19 protein-coding genes are annotated in these 19,181 nt (G+C 37.4%); 11 read left to right on the top strand and 8 right to left on the bottom strand.

The window, feature by feature from the left end:
* The first annotated feature begins 200 nt into the window (after positions 1-200).
* Both radA and MKX14_RS00340 read left to right on the top strand, forming a co-directional pair.
* Entirely contained in the window at positions 201-1,589 is a 1,389-nt protein-coding gene (gene radA, locus MKX14_RS00345; RefSeq protein WP_005073053.1) for a DNA repair protein RadA, read from the top strand.
* A gap of 82 nt (positions 1,590-1,671) precedes the next feature.
* Positions 1,672-2,643: a Tim44 domain-containing protein gene (locus tag MKX14_RS00340; protein ID WP_002118912.1), complete on the top strand. Its 972-nt coding sequence runs from the start codon at positions 1,672-1,674 to the stop codon at positions 2,641-2,643.
* A 59-nt stretch (positions 2,644-2,702) separates the two neighbouring features.
* Here MKX14_RS00340 and epmA read toward each other — a convergent pair whose 3' ends face one another.
* The 5 genes from epmA to ydeP all read right to left on the bottom strand — a co-directional run bounded on the left by epmA (position 2,703) and on the right by ydeP (position 8,636).
* The gene (gene epmA / locus MKX14_RS00335; RefSeq protein WP_039759715.1) at positions 2,703-3,677 is read right to left on the bottom strand and encodes an EF-P lysine aminoacylase EpmA; all 975 of its coding nucleotides are present in this window, start codon (positions 3,675-3,677) and stop codon (positions 2,703-2,705) included.
* Complete coding sequence (gene pdxB, locus MKX14_RS00330; RefSeq protein WP_240281495.1) at positions 3,674-4,741, bottom strand: 4-phosphoerythronate dehydrogenase; 1,068 nt, start codon at positions 4,739-4,741, stop codon at positions 3,674-3,676. The genes epmA and pdxB overlap by 4 nt, the downstream gene beginning before the upstream one ends.
* Before the next feature lie 104 nt (positions 4,742-4,845).
* The gene (locus tag MKX14_RS00325; RefSeq protein ID WP_240281494.1) at positions 4,846-5,238 is read right to left on the bottom strand and encodes a YkvA family protein; all 393 of its coding nucleotides are present in this window, start codon (positions 5,236-5,238) and stop codon (positions 4,846-4,848) included.
* A gap of 119 nt (positions 5,239-5,357) precedes the next feature.
* Positions 5,358-6,149 carry a formate dehydrogenase accessory sulfurtransferase FdhD gene (gene fdhD, locus MKX14_RS00320; RefSeq protein ID WP_240281493.1) on the bottom strand — a complete coding sequence of 264 codons (792 nt, stop codon included), beginning with the start codon at positions 6,147-6,149 and terminating at the stop codon, positions 5,358-5,360.
* Positions 6,150-6,227: 78 nt separating this feature from the next.
* Positions 6,228-8,636, bottom strand: a complete 2,409-nt coding sequence (ydeP, locus tag MKX14_RS00315; protein WP_240281492.1) for an FdhF/YdeP family oxidoreductase — start codon at positions 8,634-8,636, stop codon at positions 6,228-6,230.
* A 399-nt stretch (positions 8,637-9,035) separates the two neighbouring features.
* Between ydeP and glxK the strand changes: the two genes are divergently transcribed.
* From glxK to MKX14_RS00295, 4 genes are all read left to right on the top strand, one after another.
* Positions 9,036-10,178 carry a glycerate kinase gene (glxK, locus tag MKX14_RS00310; protein ID WP_240281491.1) on the top strand — a complete coding sequence of 381 codons (1,143 nt, stop codon included), beginning with the start codon at positions 9,036-9,038 and terminating at the stop codon, positions 10,176-10,178.
* A gap of 51 nt (positions 10,179-10,229) precedes the next feature.
* Positions 10,230-10,835, top strand: a complete 606-nt coding sequence (gene drgA / locus MKX14_RS00305) for a nitroreductase family protein (RefSeq protein WP_108011548.1) — start codon at positions 10,230-10,232, stop codon at positions 10,833-10,835.
* A gap of 178 nt (positions 10,836-11,013) precedes the next feature.
* A complete protein-coding gene (locus MKX14_RS00300) occupies positions 11,014-11,349 on the top strand; it encodes a hypothetical protein (RefSeq protein ID WP_146162157.1) in 336 nt (111 codons plus the stop codon).
* A 2-nt stretch (positions 11,350-11,351) separates the two neighbouring features.
* Positions 11,352-11,963: a hypothetical protein gene (locus tag MKX14_RS00295; protein WP_240281490.1), complete on the top strand. Its 612-nt coding sequence runs from the start codon at positions 11,352-11,354 to the stop codon at positions 11,961-11,963.
* 222 nt (positions 11,964-12,185) lie between these two features.
* Here the strand turns inward: MKX14_RS00295 and MKX14_RS00290 are convergent, their stop codons facing one another.
* Positions 12,186-12,746: a TetR/AcrR family transcriptional regulator gene (locus tag MKX14_RS00290; protein WP_240281489.1), complete on the bottom strand. Its 561-nt coding sequence runs from the start codon at positions 12,744-12,746 to the stop codon at positions 12,186-12,188.
* A gap of 769 nt (positions 12,747-13,515) precedes the next feature.
* On the opposite strand from MKX14_RS00290, the gene MKX14_RS00285 reads away from it, so the two are divergent.
* Positions 13,516-14,337: an ROK family protein gene (locus MKX14_RS00285; protein ID WP_240281488.1), complete on the top strand. Its 822-nt coding sequence runs from the start codon at positions 13,516-13,518 to the stop codon at positions 14,335-14,337.
* Between the two features lie 6 nt (positions 14,338-14,343).
* Complete coding sequence (locus MKX14_RS00280; RefSeq protein ID WP_052942555.1) at positions 14,344-14,487, top strand: phosphoglycerate mutase family protein; 144 nt, start codon at positions 14,344-14,346, stop codon at positions 14,485-14,487.
* A 191-nt stretch (positions 14,488-14,678) separates the two neighbouring features.
* Here MKX14_RS00280 and MKX14_RS00275 read toward each other — a convergent pair whose 3' ends face one another.
* Entirely contained in the window at positions 14,679-15,104 is a 426-nt protein-coding gene (locus tag MKX14_RS00275) for a hypothetical protein (RefSeq protein WP_046813556.1), read from the bottom strand.
* Between the two features lie 165 nt (positions 15,105-15,269).
* Positions 15,270-16,013, bottom strand: coding sequence for a hypothetical protein (locus MKX14_RS00270; RefSeq protein ID WP_240282002.1), 744 nt, complete (start codon positions 16,011-16,013; stop codon positions 15,270-15,272).
* 330 nt (positions 16,014-16,343) lie between these two features.
* On the opposite strand from MKX14_RS00270, the gene MKX14_RS00265 reads away from it, so the two are divergent.
* The 3 genes from MKX14_RS00265 to MKX14_RS00255 all read left to right on the top strand — a co-directional run bounded on the left by MKX14_RS00265 (position 16,344) and on the right by MKX14_RS00255 (position 19,081).
* Complete coding sequence (locus MKX14_RS00265; protein ID WP_240281487.1) at positions 16,344-17,162, top strand: alpha/beta fold hydrolase; 819 nt, start codon at positions 16,344-16,346, stop codon at positions 17,160-17,162.
* Between the two features lie 67 nt (positions 17,163-17,229).
* Positions 17,230-18,294, top strand: a complete 1,065-nt coding sequence (locus MKX14_RS00260; RefSeq protein ID WP_108011562.1) for a hypothetical protein — start codon at positions 17,230-17,232, stop codon at positions 18,292-18,294.
* Positions 18,295-18,337: 43 nt separating this feature from the next.
* Positions 18,338-19,081, top strand: a complete 744-nt coding sequence (locus MKX14_RS00255; protein WP_046813553.1) for a TSUP family transporter — start codon at positions 18,338-18,340, stop codon at positions 19,079-19,081.
* Positions 19,082-19,181: the final 100 nt, after the last annotated feature.

Raw genomic sequence — 19,181 nt, 5'->3', positions numbered from 1 at the left:
TTTTCTATATCCACTTAAAACAAACTCTATCTGACTTGTAAAAATCCTATATCGTGTTATTTTTGACGTCTTTCCCTTTTAGTTCCTAAAAAAGATCCTTTTCTAATTCCTAATGTTCTACATGAAAAACGTAGGAGAAAAAGTTAAGGACTCTCTATAGAACTATATTTATATAATATTGAGCAAAATTTCAATTTTTTATGAGCAAAGTCAAAACTGTTTACCGTTGCGAACAATGTGGCGCCGATCATCTTAAATGGGCTGGTCAATGCTCAGAGTGTGGTGAATGGAATTCTCTGACTGAAGTTAAACTTGAGCCAACCACTGCTCACCGTGCACGCCCTAAAATTGGAGGCTATGCGGGTCAAGTTGCTAACATTACAACGCTAAATAAAGTTTCAGTTTCTCATGAAACCCGCTTACCTACAGGCATTAGTGAATTTGACCGAGTGCTTGGCGGCGGTTTGGTGACAGGTTCTGTGGTGCTGATTGGTGGTGACCCTGGTATTGGTAAATCAACCATTCTTTTACAAACGGCAACCCACATGGCAAGCGCAAAAAGTTCTGCACTTTATATTACAGGTGAAGAATCTTTATCTCAGGTCGCCTTGCGTGCACAGCGTCTTGACTTACCAACTGATCAATTAAAAGTCATGGCTGAAACCTGTGTCGAGCGAATTTGTGAAGTTTTAGAACAAGAAAAACCCGTAGTCGCTATTCTAGATTCGATTCAAACACTTTACACAGAAACCCTCCAATCTGCTCCAGGTGGTGTTTCTCAAATTCGTGAATCTGCTGCTTTATTAACCCGTTATGCAAAAAATAGTGGCACCGCGCTATTTATTGTTGGCCATGTGACCAAAGAAGGTGCACTGGCAGGTCCGCGTGTTTTAGAGCATATGGTGGACTGCGTACTCTACTTTGAAGGTCAATCAGACTCTCGCTATCGAATGATTCGTGCTGTTAAAAATCGTTTTGGTGCAGTGAATGAGCTTGGCGTATTTGGCATGACGGATAAAGGCTTACGTGAAGTTGCTAACCCTTCTGCTATTTTCTTAAGTCGTTATGATGAAGCGATTCCCGGCTCAATTGTCATGATTAGCCGTGAAGGAACTCGCCCTCTTTTGGTTGAAGTACAAGCTTTAGTTGATGATGCTCAAGGACAACCACGACGCGTTGCACTTGGTCTTGAACAAAACCGTTTAAATATGCTGCTTGCTGTAATGCATCGTCATGGTGGTGTGCAAACTACTGGGCAAGATGTATACGTTAACATTGTAGGTGGTTTAAAAATTACCGAAACAGGTTCTGATTTAGCTGTTTTACTCGCATGTGCTTCAAGTTTACGTACTAAAGCGTTGCCCCAACAACTTGCAGTTTTTGGTGAAGTTGGTCTTTCTGGTGAAATTCGCCCTGTTCCTAACGGTCAGGAGCGCTTAAAAGAAGCAGCAAAACATGGCTTTAAATATGTCATTTTACCAAGAGGCAACGCTCCCCAAAAGGCAATTCCAGGTGTACAAGTCATTGCTGTTGCCCGCCTGCATGAAGCCTTGACTGAGGCGATGCAACTTAGTGATGAATTGACATAAAAAAATATACTTTTAAGGTTGAAATTTAGAGTAAAAGTCTGCATAAATACTATTACAAATTAACTTTAAACAGGAATTTCCTATGGAAGTACACCAGCGTGGCTTGATTACCGGTATTTTAATGGCTGCTTTAGCAATTTCTCCTCTTGCTGAAGCTAAACGTGCAGGTGGTGGTAAAAGCCATGGTATGGCACGTTCTACTACTTCAAGCCAATCTTATCAACAACCTCGTCAAGTGACTCCAGTTCAACAAACCACTACAGCGCCTCAGAAATCTGGTCCAGGCGTTGGTTCAATGGTTGCAGCTGGTGTGGCTGGTGCTGCCGTAGGTGCTGTAGCAGCAAATGCTTTAGCTGATGACAAACCGACATCAACTGAACAACAAGCTACTCAGGCTCAAGCTCAAGAAGAGAAAAAAGGTGGAATCCCAGGTTGGATTTGGGTATTGCTTGCCGCAGCTCTTGCTTTCTTTGTATTCCGTAAATTGGGATCAAAAAAAAAATTAGCGGGTAACAACCCTTACGCACCAAATAGCAACGGTCAAAACCCATTTGGCCGTTCTGCTGCGCCACAAGCAGCTCCACGTAATGCTGGCGATAATACAAATATCTTTGGTCAATCTGTGGGTGGCGGTGCAGCAACGCAAGCACCTTTTGGTGGTGTAACCACGAGCAATGGCAATCAACTTCCAGATGGTAGTGAACCAGCTGCGTTTTTACGTATTGCACGTCAACGTTTTAATCACATCCAATCGATGAATACTGCAAGTAACATTGAAGAAATTCGCCGTTACTTAACACCAGAACTTTATAGTTCTATGTATAACGATATCATGGAAAACCAAGATCAGGACGTTGCTGAATTTAGCAACTTGAATGCGATGGTTGTAGACAGTGCAACTGAAAATGGTCAATACGTAGTAAGCGTACGTTTCACTGGTACAGTAAGTGAAGACCTAAACAGCTTGCCACAACCGTTTACCGAAATCTGGCACTTTGTTAAGCCTGCTGGCTCTCAGCAAGACTGGGTTGTTGCAGGTATTCAACAAGCTTAAGCTAAATAAATCCTAAATAAAAAAGCCACAATATTGTGGCTTTTTTTATTTGTCAGCGTTTAAGCAATTTCTGCTGGAAAGGTCACTACTTTTTCAATTTTGACCTGATCCATTGCAACCATGAGTAAACGGTCTACACCTAAAGCAATACCTGAGCATTCCGGCATATGAGGCAATGCTGCTAACAGATGCTCATCTAAAGGCATAACATGAAGCCCTTGCTTAGCCCGCTCTGCATTATCTGCTTCAAAGCGTGAACGTAACACGTCTGCATCAAGCAATTCATCGTAGGCATTGGCTAGCTCTAAGCCTTCAATATAAACCTCAAAACGCGCCGCGACCTCTTCCCCATCTTCATCTACTTTCACTTTTGCCAAAGAGGCCATTTCTGGTGGAAAGTCAGTTAAAAAAACTGGAGCATCAAATCCTAAACTTGGTTCAACAAAATGAGAAAACAACAAATCCATATAAGCTAGGCGATCATCGCCCAAGTCGAGATTTAACCCCACACGATTTGCCGTATCTTTGAGTTGTTTCAAGGTTGCCTGCAAAGGGTTGATATCAAGACGATCTTGAAAGGCATGTTTATAACTTAAAATAAACGGACGAACTTCACCAAAACGATGCTGCAAACAGGTTTGCAATAAATCGGCTGTTTCATGCATTAACGCTTTTAAGTCTAGACCCGGACGGTACCATTCAAGCATGGTAAATTCACTATTGTGTTTACGCCCGTGCTCATCGTCTCGAAAAACTTTACAGATTTGATAAATCGGCCCACTACCGCTCGCCAATAAACGCTTCATGGCAAACTCTGGTGAAGTCTGTAAATATTGAGTTTGCAATTTGCCGTTAATATGACGCAAAGCCTGAACTGAAGCTAAATGCACATCGGTGACACCTGCCTGTGAAACGATTGGTGTTTCGACTTCCATGACACCACGTTCAGCAAAAAACTGACGAATTTGGGTATAGAGCTTGGCACGTGCTTTTAAGGCATCAATTGAACAAGTAGGTTGATAGCTTAAACTCATGCCTGTGGTCCCCCATGTGCTGCCCATTCACGGCGCAGCGGATAATTCTTGCGTAATAAATCAAATGCTTTTTGCTCTACTTTTCCGTCTTTAATGCAAGCACGAATGTTGGCATCATCTTGAGCAATATCATAAATCTGAGCTAACTTTTGCTTTAACACTGCTTTTAAATCATGTCCTGAAAAATAGTCTTCGCATGTAGGGAGCTGAGTTTCAAAACGCTTATTCATGTCATATCCAAACTTTTGGCAAAACACTTCATAAATCATTTGTGTACCGCGGGCTTTTCCTTCAAGGCTATAACCAGCAATATGCGGTGTTGCTAAAGCCAACATGTCTATAAGTTCTTCTGATATGATTGGTTCATGCTCAAATACATCAAGCACCACTTTACGCTGGGTCCGATGAATATCCTCCATTAAAGCGACTTCTTTCACGACTGGACCACGTGCACTATTAATTAAAATCGTGTCAGGTTGAAGTGCTGCAAAAGCTTTTTCATCAAACAAATGATATGTCGGATGTTGACCGTTTTTTGTAAGCGGCACATGAATTGAAATGGCATTGGCTTGTTGCAACAAAGTTTCTAAGCTTACATTTTCAATTGTGTCTAGTTTCACATATGGGTCAAAGCCAATTACATTCCAACCAAGTAACTGAGCCATATAGACCAAACGCTTACCGACGTTGCCAAGGCCAACAATGCCTAGGGTAAATTTTTCTTGTTGTTCTAAAAGGTTTGCATCTAAATGAAGTAAAGCAGTAATGACATATTCAGCAACCGCTTGCGCATTACAACCAGCCGCATTTGCCCAAGTAATTCCTTGTTTTTCTAACGCTGCAATATCTAAATGATCGGTCCCAATTGTGGCACTGCCCACATATTTTAATGCTGTGTTTTCAATTAAACTTGCGTTAACCGCAGTAACCGAGCGGACCAGTAAAGCTTGAGCATCTTTTACATCTGCATGGGTTAAAGTACGCCCTGCTTTGTGTTGAATATCGCCAAACTCAGAAAAAAAGTAATCGGTAAATGCCAAATTTTCATCTGCGACGATTTTCATTGTCTGCAACCCATAGCTTATAAAAACGTTATTATCCTTTGAGTTGTGGCAAAGTACAATGTTAAGGCTATTAAATTAGTACAGGGTTTCAAGACTCAGTTTAATTACAACCCACCACCAAAATAAAAGTAAGTCATGACCGCAAGAGTGAGCCACATTAAAATAATAAGTACAGCAACCAAATAATTTCGTGGCCCTTTTTCATGTTCTTCTAGCCATTCATTAGCTTGTTGTTCCGCATCTAAAATGACTTGTTGAGGTGTAAAACGAACAGCTAACCAAATCAGCATCGGTAGAATGATGGCCTCATCTAAAAGGCCTAAAATAGGAATAAAATCTGGAATTAAATCGATTGGACTAAAGGCATAAGCCACAGCCACCACAGCAATAACTTTTGGGAACCATGGCATTTGAGGATGCTTTGATGCAAACCAAAGCATAATAATTTGTTTTTTTAGACGTTTTGCCCATTCTTTTAGTGATTGTAACCAAGACATTTGGACAGACTCTGAACCTTTAGAGTTTTATAATAATCCATAAAACCTATCCTTAGCTTAAAAGCCAAAGAAATGTCAGATGAGCTCTATTTTAGGTTCATCACCTTGAACAATATATTTTAAATTTCTGTATATAAAACAAATCTATCTCCCCTACAAAAACTTGCCAAAGTCAGGCCAGATTGTTTGGCTAATTGAATAGCCATGCTGGTAGGTGCTGAAATTGACGCCAATAGGCTGATGTTCAGCTGGGCACATTTTCGTATCAGTTCATAACTTGCCCGACTGGTCATCACCACAAAACCTAAACTGGTGTCGTAGTTTTGTTGCGCTAAATAACCGATTAATTTGTCTAGGGCATTATGGCGGCCAACATCTTCAAATAAAGCGACAATGTGACCATCAACCACCCACGCTGCGGCATGTGCGCCACCCGTTAAAGCGGTAATTTCCTGTTGGGCTTTTAAATGGGAAATAGCACTCGGAATTTGCTCAAGCCATATTTTTGATGCATGCGTTGTAATTTTAGGAACGTCTAACTGAAACTGCTCTAAACTCTCAATTCCACACAAACCACACCCTGTACGACCGACCATCATACGGCGATGTTCCTTTAAGGCAGCAAATGCTCTCGATGAAATAGTCATTTCCACCGTAATGCCCAATTCATTTTGATGTAGATCAAGCGCATATAGCTCTTTTAAGCTGGTTAAAATGCCTTCTGAGAGACTAAAACCTTTGGCAAATAATTCGACATCTGTTGGTGTCGCCATCATCACCGCATGCGAAATGTCGTTATACACCAAGGCAATTGGGTACTCTTGCACAATATGATCTAAAACATTTTCAGAGTCGTTTTTGTTAAACCGCTGTACTGGTAATGTTTCAACCCCATAGGAATGTGGTGTCAAAATTATTTCCTTTATTTCAAAATGGCGCTTGTTTAGAGCGCCATTTGTTTGGATGACATTTTTTAATATTGCCTTTGATTAAAGGTTGCTTACTTTCTTATCAGCGTCTTCAGGCGCAACTGCTGTTGCCAAGTTAAAATGCTCTGGCGCATTTCCGGGATGCAAAATCACAGGAACACTTTTTGAAGCAGGAATCTTGGCATATTTATCATGACTGCTTAATGCCACCAAAGGATTAGTTTCCGGATAGTAAGCGGCTAAACTACCTCGCGGAATGTTGTACGGCACAATACGGAAACTATGCACGATACGTTTCACACCGTCCGAGAAAACACTTTCAATATCGACCCACTGATTTGCTTCAAATCCAGCTTCATCAATATCAGCTTGATTCATAAACAACACACGGCGCTGACCGAAAACCCCACGATAACGGTCATCTAGACCATATAGAGTAGTGTTGTATTGGTCATGAGAACGCGTGGTCATTAATGTATAAACTTTACTTTCGGTATATGCGGCAGCGTACTGATTTTCTTTATCGGCATAGACTTCACTCAGCGGTGTAATCATAAACTGCGCTTTACCACTTTTTGTATTCCAGATGTGCTGATTGGCTGGATGTTCGAGGTGGAAGCCACCCGGTTTATAGACACGTAAATTAAAGTCATGGAACTCATCAAAGACATCGGCAATTGAGTCACGGATACGGTCATAGCTTTCAATGTACCATTTCCATTTAATCTGACTGTCTGGAAGCACTGCTTCGGCCATTCGGGCGACGATATCTGGTTCAGACAAAATATTGTCAGAAATTGGCGTGTTACGCCCTGCCGACAAGTGGACATTACTCATTGAATCTTCAACTGAAATTGCTTGTGGGCCGTGAAGCTGTTCATCAATTTCGGTACGGCCCAAACATGGCAAAATTAATGCATCTTTACCACACACCAAATGGCTACGATTTAACTTAGTGGCGACATGAACGGTTAAATTACATTTTCTAAGCGCTTCTTGGGTATACGGCGTATCTGGCGTTGCAACCGCAAAGTTTCCGCCCAAACCAATAAAGACTTTGACCTCGCCCTCAGCCATAGCTTTAATGGTTTCGACCACACCATGCCCATTTTTTCTCGGTGATTTAATTCCAAATACGCGATCAATGTTGTCGAGTAATTTAGAGCTAGGTAGTTCATTAATGCCCATGGTTCGGTCGCCTTGCACGTTACTGTGTCCACGAACTGGACATAGCCCTGCACCTGGCCTACCAATTTGGCCACGTGCTAACAATAAATTTGCCAGCATGTGTACATTGGCTGTTCCGTGGCGGTGTTGAGTAATACCCATTCCCCAACAAAAAATTGAACGCTCTGATTCTAAAAAGAGTTTGGAGAGTTTTTCTAAATGTTCAGGCGACAACCCTGAGTGTTTATAAATATCTGCCCATTCAGTTCTTTCAACCTCAGCAATCATTTCATCAAAACCAACGGTATTAACCGCAATAAAGTTTCGGTCAAAAACGCTTGGTTTACCTGAGGCAAGTGCTTTTTTATCCCACTCATTTAAGTGCTTTAACATCCCTAACATGAGTGCATAGTCACCGCCAATTTTAGGTTGGAAGTAATAACGACTAATTGGCGTACTGCCGTTAGTCATCATTTCAAGCGGTGCTTGCGGGTCTTGGAAACGTTCGAGGCCTCGCTCTTTAATAGGGTTAATCGCAATAATGTTACCGCCGCGTTTAGACACTTCACGCAAAGTACCTAACATACGTGGATGGTTCGTGCCGGGGTTATGCCCAAAACTAAAAATTGCATCGGCTATATCAAAGTCGTCTAGGGTGACTGTGCCCTTTCCTAAACCAATCGAGTCAAGCAAGCCAACACTTGTGGTTTCATGGCACATGTTGGAACAGTCTGGAAAGTTATTTGTACCGAAGCTTCGCACAAACAATTGATATAAAAATGCGGCTTCGTTACTGGCACGTCCCGATGTGTAAAACGCTGCTTGGTCTGGGTTATCTAGTGCATGTAAATGTTGAGCAATGAGCTTAAATGCATCATCCCACGAAATAGGAACATATTTATCGGTTGCAGCATCATAACGAACTGGGTCGGTTAAGCGGCCTAGGTCTTCTAGGAAAAAATCGCTTTGTTCTGACAGCCAACTGACGGTATGCCCTGCGAAATATTCAGGAGTAACGGTTTTACTGGTTGCTTCAAAGGCAACCGCTTTGGCACCATTTTCACAGAAGTTAAATGCGTGAGCGTCTTTCTTTTCTGGCCATGCACAGCCGGGACAATCAAAACCTGTCGGCTGGTTAATGTTGAGTAAGGTAATTGAGCCTTTGCCTAAAATATCTTGTCGCTTTAGGTTTCGAGCAACACTCAGCAGTGCGCCCCACCCGCCAGCAGGATGAGTATATGGCTCAATTCGCGCAAAACTATTATTTTCCTGTATGTGCTTTTGTTCTTCTGAATTATCCACTTTTTCATCCTCTTATTTCTTCTTAGGCATTCAACAGATCCAATAAAACCACAATTTAATTATGCTTATATCAAGAATCGCTGCTGTCTAGCTTGTGGGTAGAGTCCGCTTGGTATGTTATTCACCATATTTTAAAAAGCTGGCTCAACCGTTCTTATAATATGTGCCATATTCTTTACAATTACAATAATTCAAGCCAACCACGTTATTTGCATAAAAACATACAAAACAATGATTTAAATAGATATTAATTCTATCTTTTACAGATAAAAACATTATTAGGTTTCATTTTTAACCGATTGAAAGCTTTTTAAAATTGACACTTACACGACTTTATCTATGTTTTTTTCGCATTAAGCAGTATAAAACAATTAAAAATTTATCTGCATTAGAGCATTTATGAAGGTTGTAATCGCCCCTGATTCATTTAAAGACAGCTTACCTGCTTTAAACGTAGCTCAGGCCATTGCCAAAGGATGGCAAGAAGTTTTTCCTCATGCAGAAACGATTTTATGCCCGATGGCCGATGGCGGCGAAGGAACTATTGAAGCAGTGTTAGAGGTCTGTGAAGGTGAATGGCGTGAAAAAACTGTAGTCGGGCCATTAGGTCAGCCTGTTCAGGCCAAATGGGGATGGTTAGAAAAACAAAAAATCGCCATCATTGAAATGGCTCAAGCGAGCGGCATACAGTTAGTCCCACCGTCAGAGCGTGATGCTTGCCACAGCACAACGTTTGGAACAGGCCAGCTCATTCTGGATGCTTTAGATGCAGGCGCAAAAGATATTATTTTAACTGTAGGCGGTAGTGCTACTAATGATGGCGGCACAGGATTACTGAGTGCTTTAGGTGCTCTTTTGCTCGATGCCAACCAAAAGGTTTTACCCGCAGGTGGCCTCGCTCTAAGCAACTTATCAGAAATTGATTTAACACATTTCGACTCACGTATTGAGCACACACGGTTTTTACTGGCTGCCGATGTGACCAATCCGCTTTGCGGTCCAAATGGTGCATCTCATGTTTTTGGCCCACAAAAAGGTGCTTCCCCTACTCAAGTAAAGTCACTCGATGAAGCGCTCGCTCATTTTGCCGATGTCTCTGCTGAGCTTTTAGGTTTCGACAAACGAGAGGAAGCAGGTTCTGGCGCTGCTGGTGGTTTGGGCTTTGCAGCCAAAAGTTATTTAGATGCAGACTTTAAGGCTGGGGTTAAAGTCGTGGCTGAACTGAATCAGCTTGAGCATAAAATCTCTAACGCGGATTGGGTCATTACAGGCGAAGGTAAATTTGACCAGCAAACCTTAAGCGGTAAAACCGTTTTTGGGGTGAGTCAAATTGCCAAAACACACAATGTTCCAGTCATTGTGATTGCAGGGACATTAGGCGAAGGCTACCAAGCGCTTTATGAGCACGGCGTTACAGCTGCATTTTCGCTAACTAATGGCCCCATCACATTAGAACAAGCCTGCGAACATGCAGCAGAACTCATTTATGAAAGAACAGTCGATATTGCGAGGTTAATTCAGTTTAATATGAACCAAGCTTAAATATTACTTTGTTATTTTAAAAACGATCAAACCAAGAGATAGGAAAATCTTATGAATGTTATTGATGCCATCCGTAACCGCCGCGCAGTTAAACGCTTCGACCCTACTTTTCAACTCTCTGACGATAACAAAAAGCAGTTATTACAAGAAGTTTTAGCCAATGCGCCAAGCGCTTTTAACTTACAACATTGGCGTCCAGTCATCATTGAAGATACTGAGTTAAGACAAAAAATTCGCACCATTGCTTGGGATCAACCACAAGTTACAGAATCATCATTACTGATTGTGTTGTGTGCAAAAGTAAATACATGGGAAGTTGATGCTAAGCGTGTGTGGGATGGCGCGACTCCAGAAGTACAAAATATTATGGCTGGTGCAATTGACCAATATTACCGTGACCGTCCACAAACCCAACGTGACGAAGTGATGCGTAGTGCAGGTATTTTTGCTCAAACTTTAATGTTACTTGCTCAAGAGCATGGTTTAGACAGTTGCCCAATGGATGGTTTTGACTTTGACGCAATGGCAAAGCTCATTAACTTACCTGAAGACCATGTGGTGTGTTTAATGATTGCTGTTGGTAAGTCGGCTTCCGAGCCTTACCCACGCGTGGGCAAACTTCCTTACGACGATGTCATTATTCAAAATACATTCTAAGTTTTTAAAATTATTAAAATTTCATACTATTTTATAAATATAAAATAGTATGAAATTCTCAAATTAATTAAAAACAATATACATAAATAAATATTATCAAAAAAAATATCTTGACTTGATCAAAAAAAGCGCAAAAAATATTAATTAGAATAATAAGGTTAATATAGTGAGGCAGAATATGAATAAATTATTATTCCTATCTAGTGTTATTATTTGCCTGCTAAGTACTTCTGTTTTTTCAAAAGAATTTTCAAATAATTCTCTCCAAACAGAGTATCCAAATAATAAACAATTAAATAGCGATATCCTCTTAAAAAAAGTAGAAGATATCAATTCTAAAAATCAAAAAAATAAAGAAATAGGTATTCCTTTAAAATACTCTACTAACAATATACGAGATAACCCAAGTACTAAATCTAAAAATGATTGCCCATATTGTATGCAATTAATACCCACCCCCACTCGTGCTACGTCCCCCTCTCGATCTCCCTGTTACCCCCAAAAGGAGAATTAAAAATGAACTCAATTATTAAAATTATTGTTTTTGAAACAATATTATTACTATCAATAAATGTTTACTCTACAACAGATACTTCCACGCCCCCTCAAAATACTAACTTATTAAAAAATACAGCATTCACAGATGCAGATGTTAAAAAAACTGAAAATAAATTAAGAATAGAAAGACTAGAATCGGAAATAAAAAAACTTCACCTTGAAGATAAAGAAACAGAAATGTTAATAGCTTCAAATAATAATATTTATCAAATACGAGGCGATACTTTTAAAAACCAACAAAAACAGAATATTATGATTTTTTATTTAGTTTTATTTTTAGTGGTAAGCAGTATTTCTTTTGTTTTCATCCAACTATTCATTTGGGCAAAAGAGTATAAAAAACAAAATGACATGATTAATCAGATGAGAAATAGTCCAAATAATAACCCTACTCAAACTGAAAACGATCAAAATGATACCACTAATCAAATAGAAAATAGTCAATTTGAATTGTCACCACAAAGTTTAAAAGTAACTACTCCATTTATAGGGCTATTAACATTAATCGTAACTTATCTCTTTTTCTATATGTATATCACAGAGGTTTACAAAATAACTGAGATGTCTTAATAACAAACTTTAAGGGATAGCTTCTTATAATTTTAAATAGGCACCCTATTAAAAGTCCTTTCATACAAGGACTTTTATTTTAGAATAATATTTATCAATCCACTTCAAAACTGATTTAATGAAGATGTTTTAAATCTTTTATTAGTAATATTATTTTGCTTCTTTTAAAAACTTATCTCAAAATAAGCACATTAAATATTCTAAAATTATAAATTACATATATTATGTCTCTTTAAACTGCTTCAAAAAACATTCTAATATCATCTCTCTATCCCCTACTTGACCCGAGCTTAAAAGCTGAATAATAGTCCCCTCAATCATATATAAAAATAATTTGGCGTCCTGAAAGGAATCATCTCTTTTTAGTTTTATTAACTGACTATAGATTTCATTAAGCAACCATGTTCTATATCTCATTGTGGTTATATAGGCTTTTGGATAGGTCGGTTTGGTTTCAAAAATTGCTTTAAATAATAGATAGTAAAGCCCCTCCAAATCGGTATGTAAGACATAAAGTTTCTTAAGTTTATCCACCACACTTGTTTGACTGGTGTACTCAACCATTGAAACTACTTTTTCTTTTAAACGTTCTTTTTGCACGATCATGCAGATTTCGATAAAACGCTCTTTAGAGTGAAAGTAATGATAAAAAGTCGCTTTTGGAATTTGAGACTCTTTCACAATTCTGTCGACTCCAACCGTATGAAATCCGTGATGGTGAAACAGATCAATTGATTTATTTACGACTTGTATGGCACGTGGGGAGATCACTAAATGTGGCATAGTTTTACCGTTATAAAATTATTGTTGTAGATAAGTGAGATACTTTTTTGGGAGAAAAAAAGGCATAGCAAAGCCGTTAAGACTGTGTTTTGCACATCTCAAGTTTTATTGTTGATTAAGTTTTTGGTCGCGACGAATTAAAGCCTGAAAGTGCTAATGGCTATCAAGCTACTTATAAATTTAAGTGGTGTCGATATAGACTTTGGCAAAGGCTGCCAAGAAATAATGGATGTGCAAAGCCAACTCCTTTTTATTTGGAGTTCTGCCAGACATTTATAGAATTATGGTGGCAGAACGAAAGGGGGTTAGCAGACTGGCTCAAGACCCAGCACACCCTAAGGTGTCCCCCTTCCGTCCTACCGCTACAAAAAGGGAGACGAACGGATCTACATCAAAAAAATGAATTTTTTCAATGTTCTTGAGCACGGTCTGCTAAAACCGGCTGGCAATGTGGCCAGCAGGCAAAGAATAGTGCCCTGTCCTTTTACAGTCAAGCACACAAAATGACATTTGTTTTAATTTAGATCATTAAAAAGTAAGGATAAATAATGAGATGATTATTGTTAAATGGGAGTTTATAAAGGCATAAAAACAGAAAAATTAGTAAACAACTATTTGTTATGTTTACGCGAATATTCAGCATAAGGAAAATGATAGATCTTCATTTGAATTAAATTTAAAAGTTATTACACAAACACTGATAATTATAAAAACACTATCCTCTAGACGCGATAGAATTTTAAAAAATGATTTTTACATAAGGTATCGGATGAACAGACAGAAAATTGGCGTAGACCTTGGAGGTACTAAATTATTAATATTATGTGATGAAATTGAGGAGATATTTAGTACAGGAATTTCATTCACCCCAGAAGAATTAATATCACACCTACAATCTTTTATTTTAAAACATGGAGTTAAACCCGAAAGCATAAGCCTAGCAGTGCCGGGTCTAGTTAACGAATATGGGCACATTGTTAATTGTGATGTCCTCCCTGCATTTATAGGTTGGCAGGGAAATGAAGCATTAAAATTATTATGTAGTAAAACAATTATCTTAAATGATGTAAAAGCTGCCATGCATGCGGAACTAAATGATTCCTCGGCTCATGCTGCAAGCGGCATTATTATGATTGGGACAGGTATTGGGGCTGCATTCATAATAAATGGAAAACCCTTACTGGGAGCTAGTGGTTGGGCTGGTGAGCTAGGTTACTTACCAGTAAAAAGTAATGAAGGAATTAAGCGTTTAGATGAAGTTGCAAGTGGCTCAGCAATTGCCAAGCAATGTGCACTCAGCCCATCTAATCTAGCATTAATGGCTAACAATGGAGATCAAGCAACTTTAACTGTTATAAAAGAGGCAGGCACAGCTTTAGGGCTTGGAATAGCAACTGTTATTAATCTTTTAAACCCATCGCAATTAGTAATAGGAGGAGGAACGATAGAATTACCCGGTTATTTAGACGCGGCTTTAAAGTCTGCTAAAGAAAACTGCCTTCCTGAGCTTTGGCAAGATTGCGACATATCAAAAGTAAAAGCGGGAAGAAAAGTAACTGCTTTAGGTGCTATACGTGCAATTGAACAATAAAATAATATGAGTATTTTTCTGATTCGACATGCTGAGAGTGAAGCCAATATTAATGGAAAAACCCTTTCGCATGCTTTGATTGCTTTAAGTGAACATGGACATAAACAAGCTCAAGCACTCTGTTCACAATTACCTAAAGGCATTAACTGAAAATTATGATCAAAAGAATTTGGCTGTGTTTAGCCATGGACAGTTTTTACAACTTTTGATGATGCAAATACAGCAGCCTCAGCCGTTATCCAAAGAGTTGATGCGGCAATTTAGATTCAACTTGATAAATCAGCCTATTGGGAACACTCAGATTTTTACTTATTGAACTGATAAATTTCGTATAAGGTGTATTACTTTAATTTTAAATAATCTTCATAACTCATTGTCTCTAAAACATGTAATTTACTTATTTCTAGTTTTTTCATAATATCTGGAATCAAAGATCTATTAGCTAAAAAGAGCTGATCAGTCCTATCAAATCCACCTTGTAGCCTTATTCTTCCATTTTGAACATAAATATCCATTAACTGTTGTTCTCTTAGACTTTTTATAACAGTGGCTTTATATTCATCAAAATCTATTTTTTTATTATCTTTAAAAGAATATTCATCAAAAAGTTGGTAGTAAAAGTTTAAGAATTTTTCTTCTCCATTTAAATAGTCATCTAAACTATTATTTTTCAATGAGATGTCGTAGCAAATGATATTTGATTGATCAGCTTCTACTTCTGAAAGCCAATGATCAAAAATAGAAATAGAAATGACCGTATCCCACATAAATTTACTCAAATTACTAGAATTTTATAAGGAGATATTAGAAGCTTTTCGCTGCAACCAGCACACCAACTGTTTTTTTCTAAAAACATAGAACTCTCTTTATTAATTAATCCAACAATGCATAAGACTACCGACTTAATCTCTAAAGAGGTCGAATAGAGCTTTTCAGTAAGGTTGAAACCAAGGTTTCTTTGGTGCAGTCCCCGTATATGCAGGACTAACTTTAATTGGTCCCTGACCTTTTTCGCATTGTTGAACACCCCACTCACTCGGGCGAAAACGCGCATTAGGTCCATCGGGTTCAGGTTTACCAAATTCTTTTGCAATATCATAATGAATCGATGGAATTTCAAGTAACACGATGTCTCCACGAGAACAGGCAATTGTAGGACGCTTTGTGTCGTAAACCCATTTACCATAACCATTTTCCCCATTAGGGTCAAAGCGCATGACGGGCCCTATTTGCTGATCCCATGCCAATTCCATTCGAGGAGGTTCCATCGCAGTTACCCACATTCCTGCGACTTTTACAGGATGAGGGAAACGTACCGCCTGTAATCCTCGTAAACTCAAGGGTAATTGAGGCTCACCGTTGTCAAAAGCATCGTAACGACTAATTAAACTCCCTTTGGGAATCAGCAGTTCTCCATATTGGGCATTTTGAGATAAAACGAAATGGCTGCGACTTTCTTTATAATGCTGCTCAAGTGCGAACTCATACTTTACCGATGCAATCATATAAAATAGATAAACAGCCCACAGATCACATATCAATGCCAACAGCGTAATGAATAATGTCTTTCGAGAAAAAAAACTAACGGGCTTTTGAGCCCTATTTCGCCACAAGAATATTAATTTCACCAACAAGCCTAGTGTTAGTACAACACCAATCAATGGAATAATAAACAACAGAAAAATTGCAAAAAAAGAGAATGGCTGTACTGGTATCATAATTTTTAAATCTGTAACTTCATATTTTTCTAGGGAGGAATGATAAGAAAATTGTATATACCTATATTTAAAAAATAGAAATGGTTAGTCAATAAATTAATTTATTACAATACGAAAAAGATACACCTTTCTGATATCAAAGATATATATAAAATATACAATTGAAAGCTTGTATAAACGTGCAAAAAATTAAATTTAATAGAGTTGTTAATCCTTTTATTTTAATTTATTTAAATTTTATTTTATAAACAATAAAATCCTTAACACTTCTATCAGGAATAATCAATCATGGAAAAACAAGATAAGATATCAATTGCTCATAGATATCTTAAAAATACCATTTCTAAAGTAACAAGCCAGCCCACACATGAGCTAAAAAATTATAAATCTACGAAAAATGAGAATTGTTTCTTTTTTATTCATAATTTCGATACTTATGAATTAGAAGCTAAATTTAATTACTGCGATGGCTATCCCCAAAAAGTAGCTCTACTTATACATGGAGGCAACTCTGATTTAAGCTCTTTAAGCCCATTAGAAGATCTGCTTAGAAAGAAAAATATTGCAACTCTTTCATTTAATTTAAGTGGTTTAAATACTACAAGTAAAACAAAATCATCATTATCTCAAAATATAAATGAAAGTATGACTTTTTATAGTCTTTTAAAAAAGGTAGATATTGTTATTGGATATAGTTTAGGTGGTTATATTGCAATTAATTTAGCGAAAGAATTTGAAATAGAGAAATTGGTTCTATTATGCCCTGCTATATACTCAGATCAAGCAGTAAATAAAGCATATGGAAATGAATTTAAGAATGAAATATCTAAACCATATAGTTTTTATTCCTCAACAACTTGGCATTTCTTAATGAATTATAGAAAAGATGTATTAATCGTTTATGGTGAATTGGATGGAGTAAAAACTAATAATGGAAAGTCGAAAGGACTTTATGAAATTAATGGTGCCACTAAGTACTCCCCAATCCCCTATGAGATAGTCCAAGCATTTAAAAAAATTTCTGTGCGAAAAGCTAATTTTAATTTAATAATTGAGAAAAATAAAGATCATTATCTCATAAAAAATATAAAAAAATATAATATTTAAAAAAATATTGATTTTAAAAAGAAGACAATCTAGTCTTTAGCAGAATTTTAATCACAATAAACTAGCCATGAATCAAATAGTTAAGAACTTAGAAACTTATCATCTTCATCTTTCTTCCGAGGTTTCCAATCTAATTAGTGAAATGTCTTATGAATTGGCACTATTAGGAGGTCCTGATTCGTTACATACTCAAGAAAAGATTCTGGCGTTTAAGGAAATACTAATCGCAAAATTAAATTCATATGAAAAAAGTATTTTAGACAAATATATTCATAGAGAAATACCTTATCTAGTTCTTGAAGGGCTAAATATTAAAAAATTAGATCGTAGTAAAATTGATATTACTCAATCAACACAACTCCCTTCACTCGAAATACTCGAAAAAGATATAGATATACTAACGCTAGCTTCTTCTGAACAAATAATATTGGCTCTTCTAGAGGAAGATGCTTTCGCATTTGATATAGATAACTTAGGTAAAATCGTTAGAATTGTTGCAAACTTAAAAGGTGGTGGAGTTACAAAAATTGAAAATGAGAAACCAGATAAGAGTTCACATTCAGGTATAGAATTAACTGCACATACCGAAGCTCCTTATCACACCGTTACTAAAGTCGTTGATAATCATTCACCGGCTCCTTCTTCTTTAATTTTAACAGCAAGGTGGAATCCCTTAAACGAACCTACCAGCTTAATTCCTATATCAAGAATATTAAGTCAATTAACTCTTGAAGAGACAATGGCTTTAACTACTGAAAGTTTTAACTTTACCAGAAGTGAAACATTTAATGAGGGTCAAGGATCAGGTGGAGAAAATGTTTCTATCTTAGAAGTAGATAAATATGGTTATATAGCCATGAAATATAATTCATATAGATTCACTCCAAATGAGAATGCCTCTTTAAAAATTAAAAATGCTTTTTATAAGTTTGAATCTATTATTCGACAAGCTAGTATTGTTGATCCTATTCATTTGGATCCTCATACAGTTTTAATTATTAATAATAGTTTATGCTTACATTGTAGAGATATTATTAAAGATAATCGAAGAACATTAGTTCGTTTATTTGGTTATAGAAAAAATCTTGATTATATTCTAGTGCAAAAAAATCCTCTTATTGTTAAAGGCTAATAAATTGAATTTTGAAATCCTACTCATCTTAGGCTTAGTGGCTATGGTAGCTGGATTTATTGATGCTATTGCAGGTGGGGGTGGCTTAATCACTCTACCTGCATTGCTCTTATCAGGCGTCCCTCCTGTATCTGCAATAGCAACCAATAAATTACAAGCGGCCTCTGCAACACTTTCAGCAACTATTAGTTTCGCAAGAAAAGGGCTAATCGAATGGCGTAAAGCGATGCCTATAGCTTGTATGTCTTTTTTAGGAGGAACATTAGGGGCACTTTCAGTTACCCTCATGCCTAAAAATGTACTTTTAACTATTGTTCCAATACTTTTAATTCTAGTAGCCTTATATTTTATTTTTTCACCAAAACTAAGTGATGTAGACAAAAAACCGCTGGTTCCTTATTTTCTATTTGCACTTCTAGTCGCCCCATTACTAGGATTTTATGATGGAGTGTTTGGCCCTGGAGTCGGTTCATTTTTTATAGTTGCATTTGTACTATTATTAGGTTTTAAGTTAGTGAGTGCCTTATCTTATACCAAGTTAGCAAATGTGGCCTGTAACTTAGGTTCTTTATCTATTTTCATTATTAAAGGATACGTCATTTTTCCAATCGCTTTAGTGATGGCTGGTGGAGCTTTTATAGGTGCTTCGATTGGCGCAAAATTTGCTGTAAGATTTGGATCAAGAGTGATTAAGCCTTTGTTAATATTGATAAGTTTATGTATGGCTTTAAAATTATTATTAGATCATAAGAACCCGATTTTCATATATTTTAGTCATTTCTTTTAATCTATCCATTACATTAATTGTATCTCAATAGTGTGCTTTTTTAGAAGGCTCTTACGTCTGTTAAGAGCCTTTTATTATGAAACACAATAAATAAATAGAC

The sequence above is a fragment of the Acinetobacter pittii genome (assembly GCF_022449185.1).
GTDB lineage: Bacteria > Pseudomonadota > Gammaproteobacteria > Pseudomonadales > Moraxellaceae > Acinetobacter > Acinetobacter pittii_I.
This window is presented reverse-complemented; position numbering and strand designations above follow the sequence as displayed.

Bases quoted from the DNA above. Each gene is read 5' to 3' on its own strand.
- MKX14_RS00255 (WP_046813553.1), top strand. From the start codon at position 18,338: ATGGTAGCTGGATTTATTGATGCTATTGCAGGTGGGGGTGGCTTAATC.
- MKX14_RS00265 (WP_240281487.1), top strand. From the start codon at position 16,344: ATGGAAAAACAAGATAAGATATCAATTGCTCATAGATATCTTAAAAAT.
- MKX14_RS00340 (WP_002118912.1), top strand. From the start codon at position 1,672: ATGGAAGTACACCAGCGTGGCTTGATTACCGGTATTTTAATGGCTGCT.
- MKX14_RS00285 (WP_240281488.1), top strand. From the start codon at position 13,516: ATGAACAGACAGAAAATTGGCGTAGACCTTGGAGGTACTAAATTATTA.
- glxK (WP_240281491.1), top strand. From the start codon at position 9,036: ATGAAGGTTGTAATCGCCCCTGATTCATTTAAAGACAGCTTACCTGCT.
- drgA (WP_108011548.1), top strand. From the start codon at position 10,230: ATGAATGTTATTGATGCCATCCGTAACCGCCGCGCAGTTAAACGCTTC.
- epmA (WP_039759715.1), bottom strand. From the start codon at position 3,677: ATGAGTTTAAGCTATCAACCTACTTGTTCAATTGATGCCTTAAAAGCA.
- MKX14_RS00325 (WP_240281494.1), bottom strand. From the start codon at position 5,238: ATGTCTTGGTTACAATCACTAAAAGAATGGGCAAAACGTCTAAAAAAA.
- pdxB (WP_240281495.1), bottom strand. From the start codon at position 4,741: ATGAAAATCGTCGCAGATGAAAATTTGGCATTTACCGATTACTTTTTT.
- MKX14_RS00260 (WP_108011562.1), top strand. From the start codon at position 17,230: ATGAATCAAATAGTTAAGAACTTAGAAACTTATCATCTTCATCTTTCT.
- MKX14_RS00280 (WP_052942555.1), top strand. From the start codon at position 14,344: ATGAGTATTTTTCTGATTCGACATGCTGAGAGTGAAGCCAATATTAAT.
- MKX14_RS00275 (WP_046813556.1), bottom strand. From the start codon at position 15,104: ATGTGGGATACGGTCATTTCTATTTCTATTTTTGATCATTGGCTTTCA.
- MKX14_RS00290 (WP_240281489.1), bottom strand. From the start codon at position 12,746: ATGCCACATTTAGTGATCTCCCCACGTGCCATACAAGTCGTAAATAAA.
- MKX14_RS00300 (WP_146162157.1), top strand. From the start codon at position 11,014: ATGAATAAATTATTATTCCTATCTAGTGTTATTATTTGCCTGCTAAGT.
- MKX14_RS00295 (WP_240281490.1), top strand. From the start codon at position 11,352: ATGAACTCAATTATTAAAATTATTGTTTTTGAAACAATATTATTACTA.
- radA (WP_005073053.1), top strand. From the start codon at position 201: ATGAGCAAAGTCAAAACTGTTTACCGTTGCGAACAATGTGGCGCCGAT.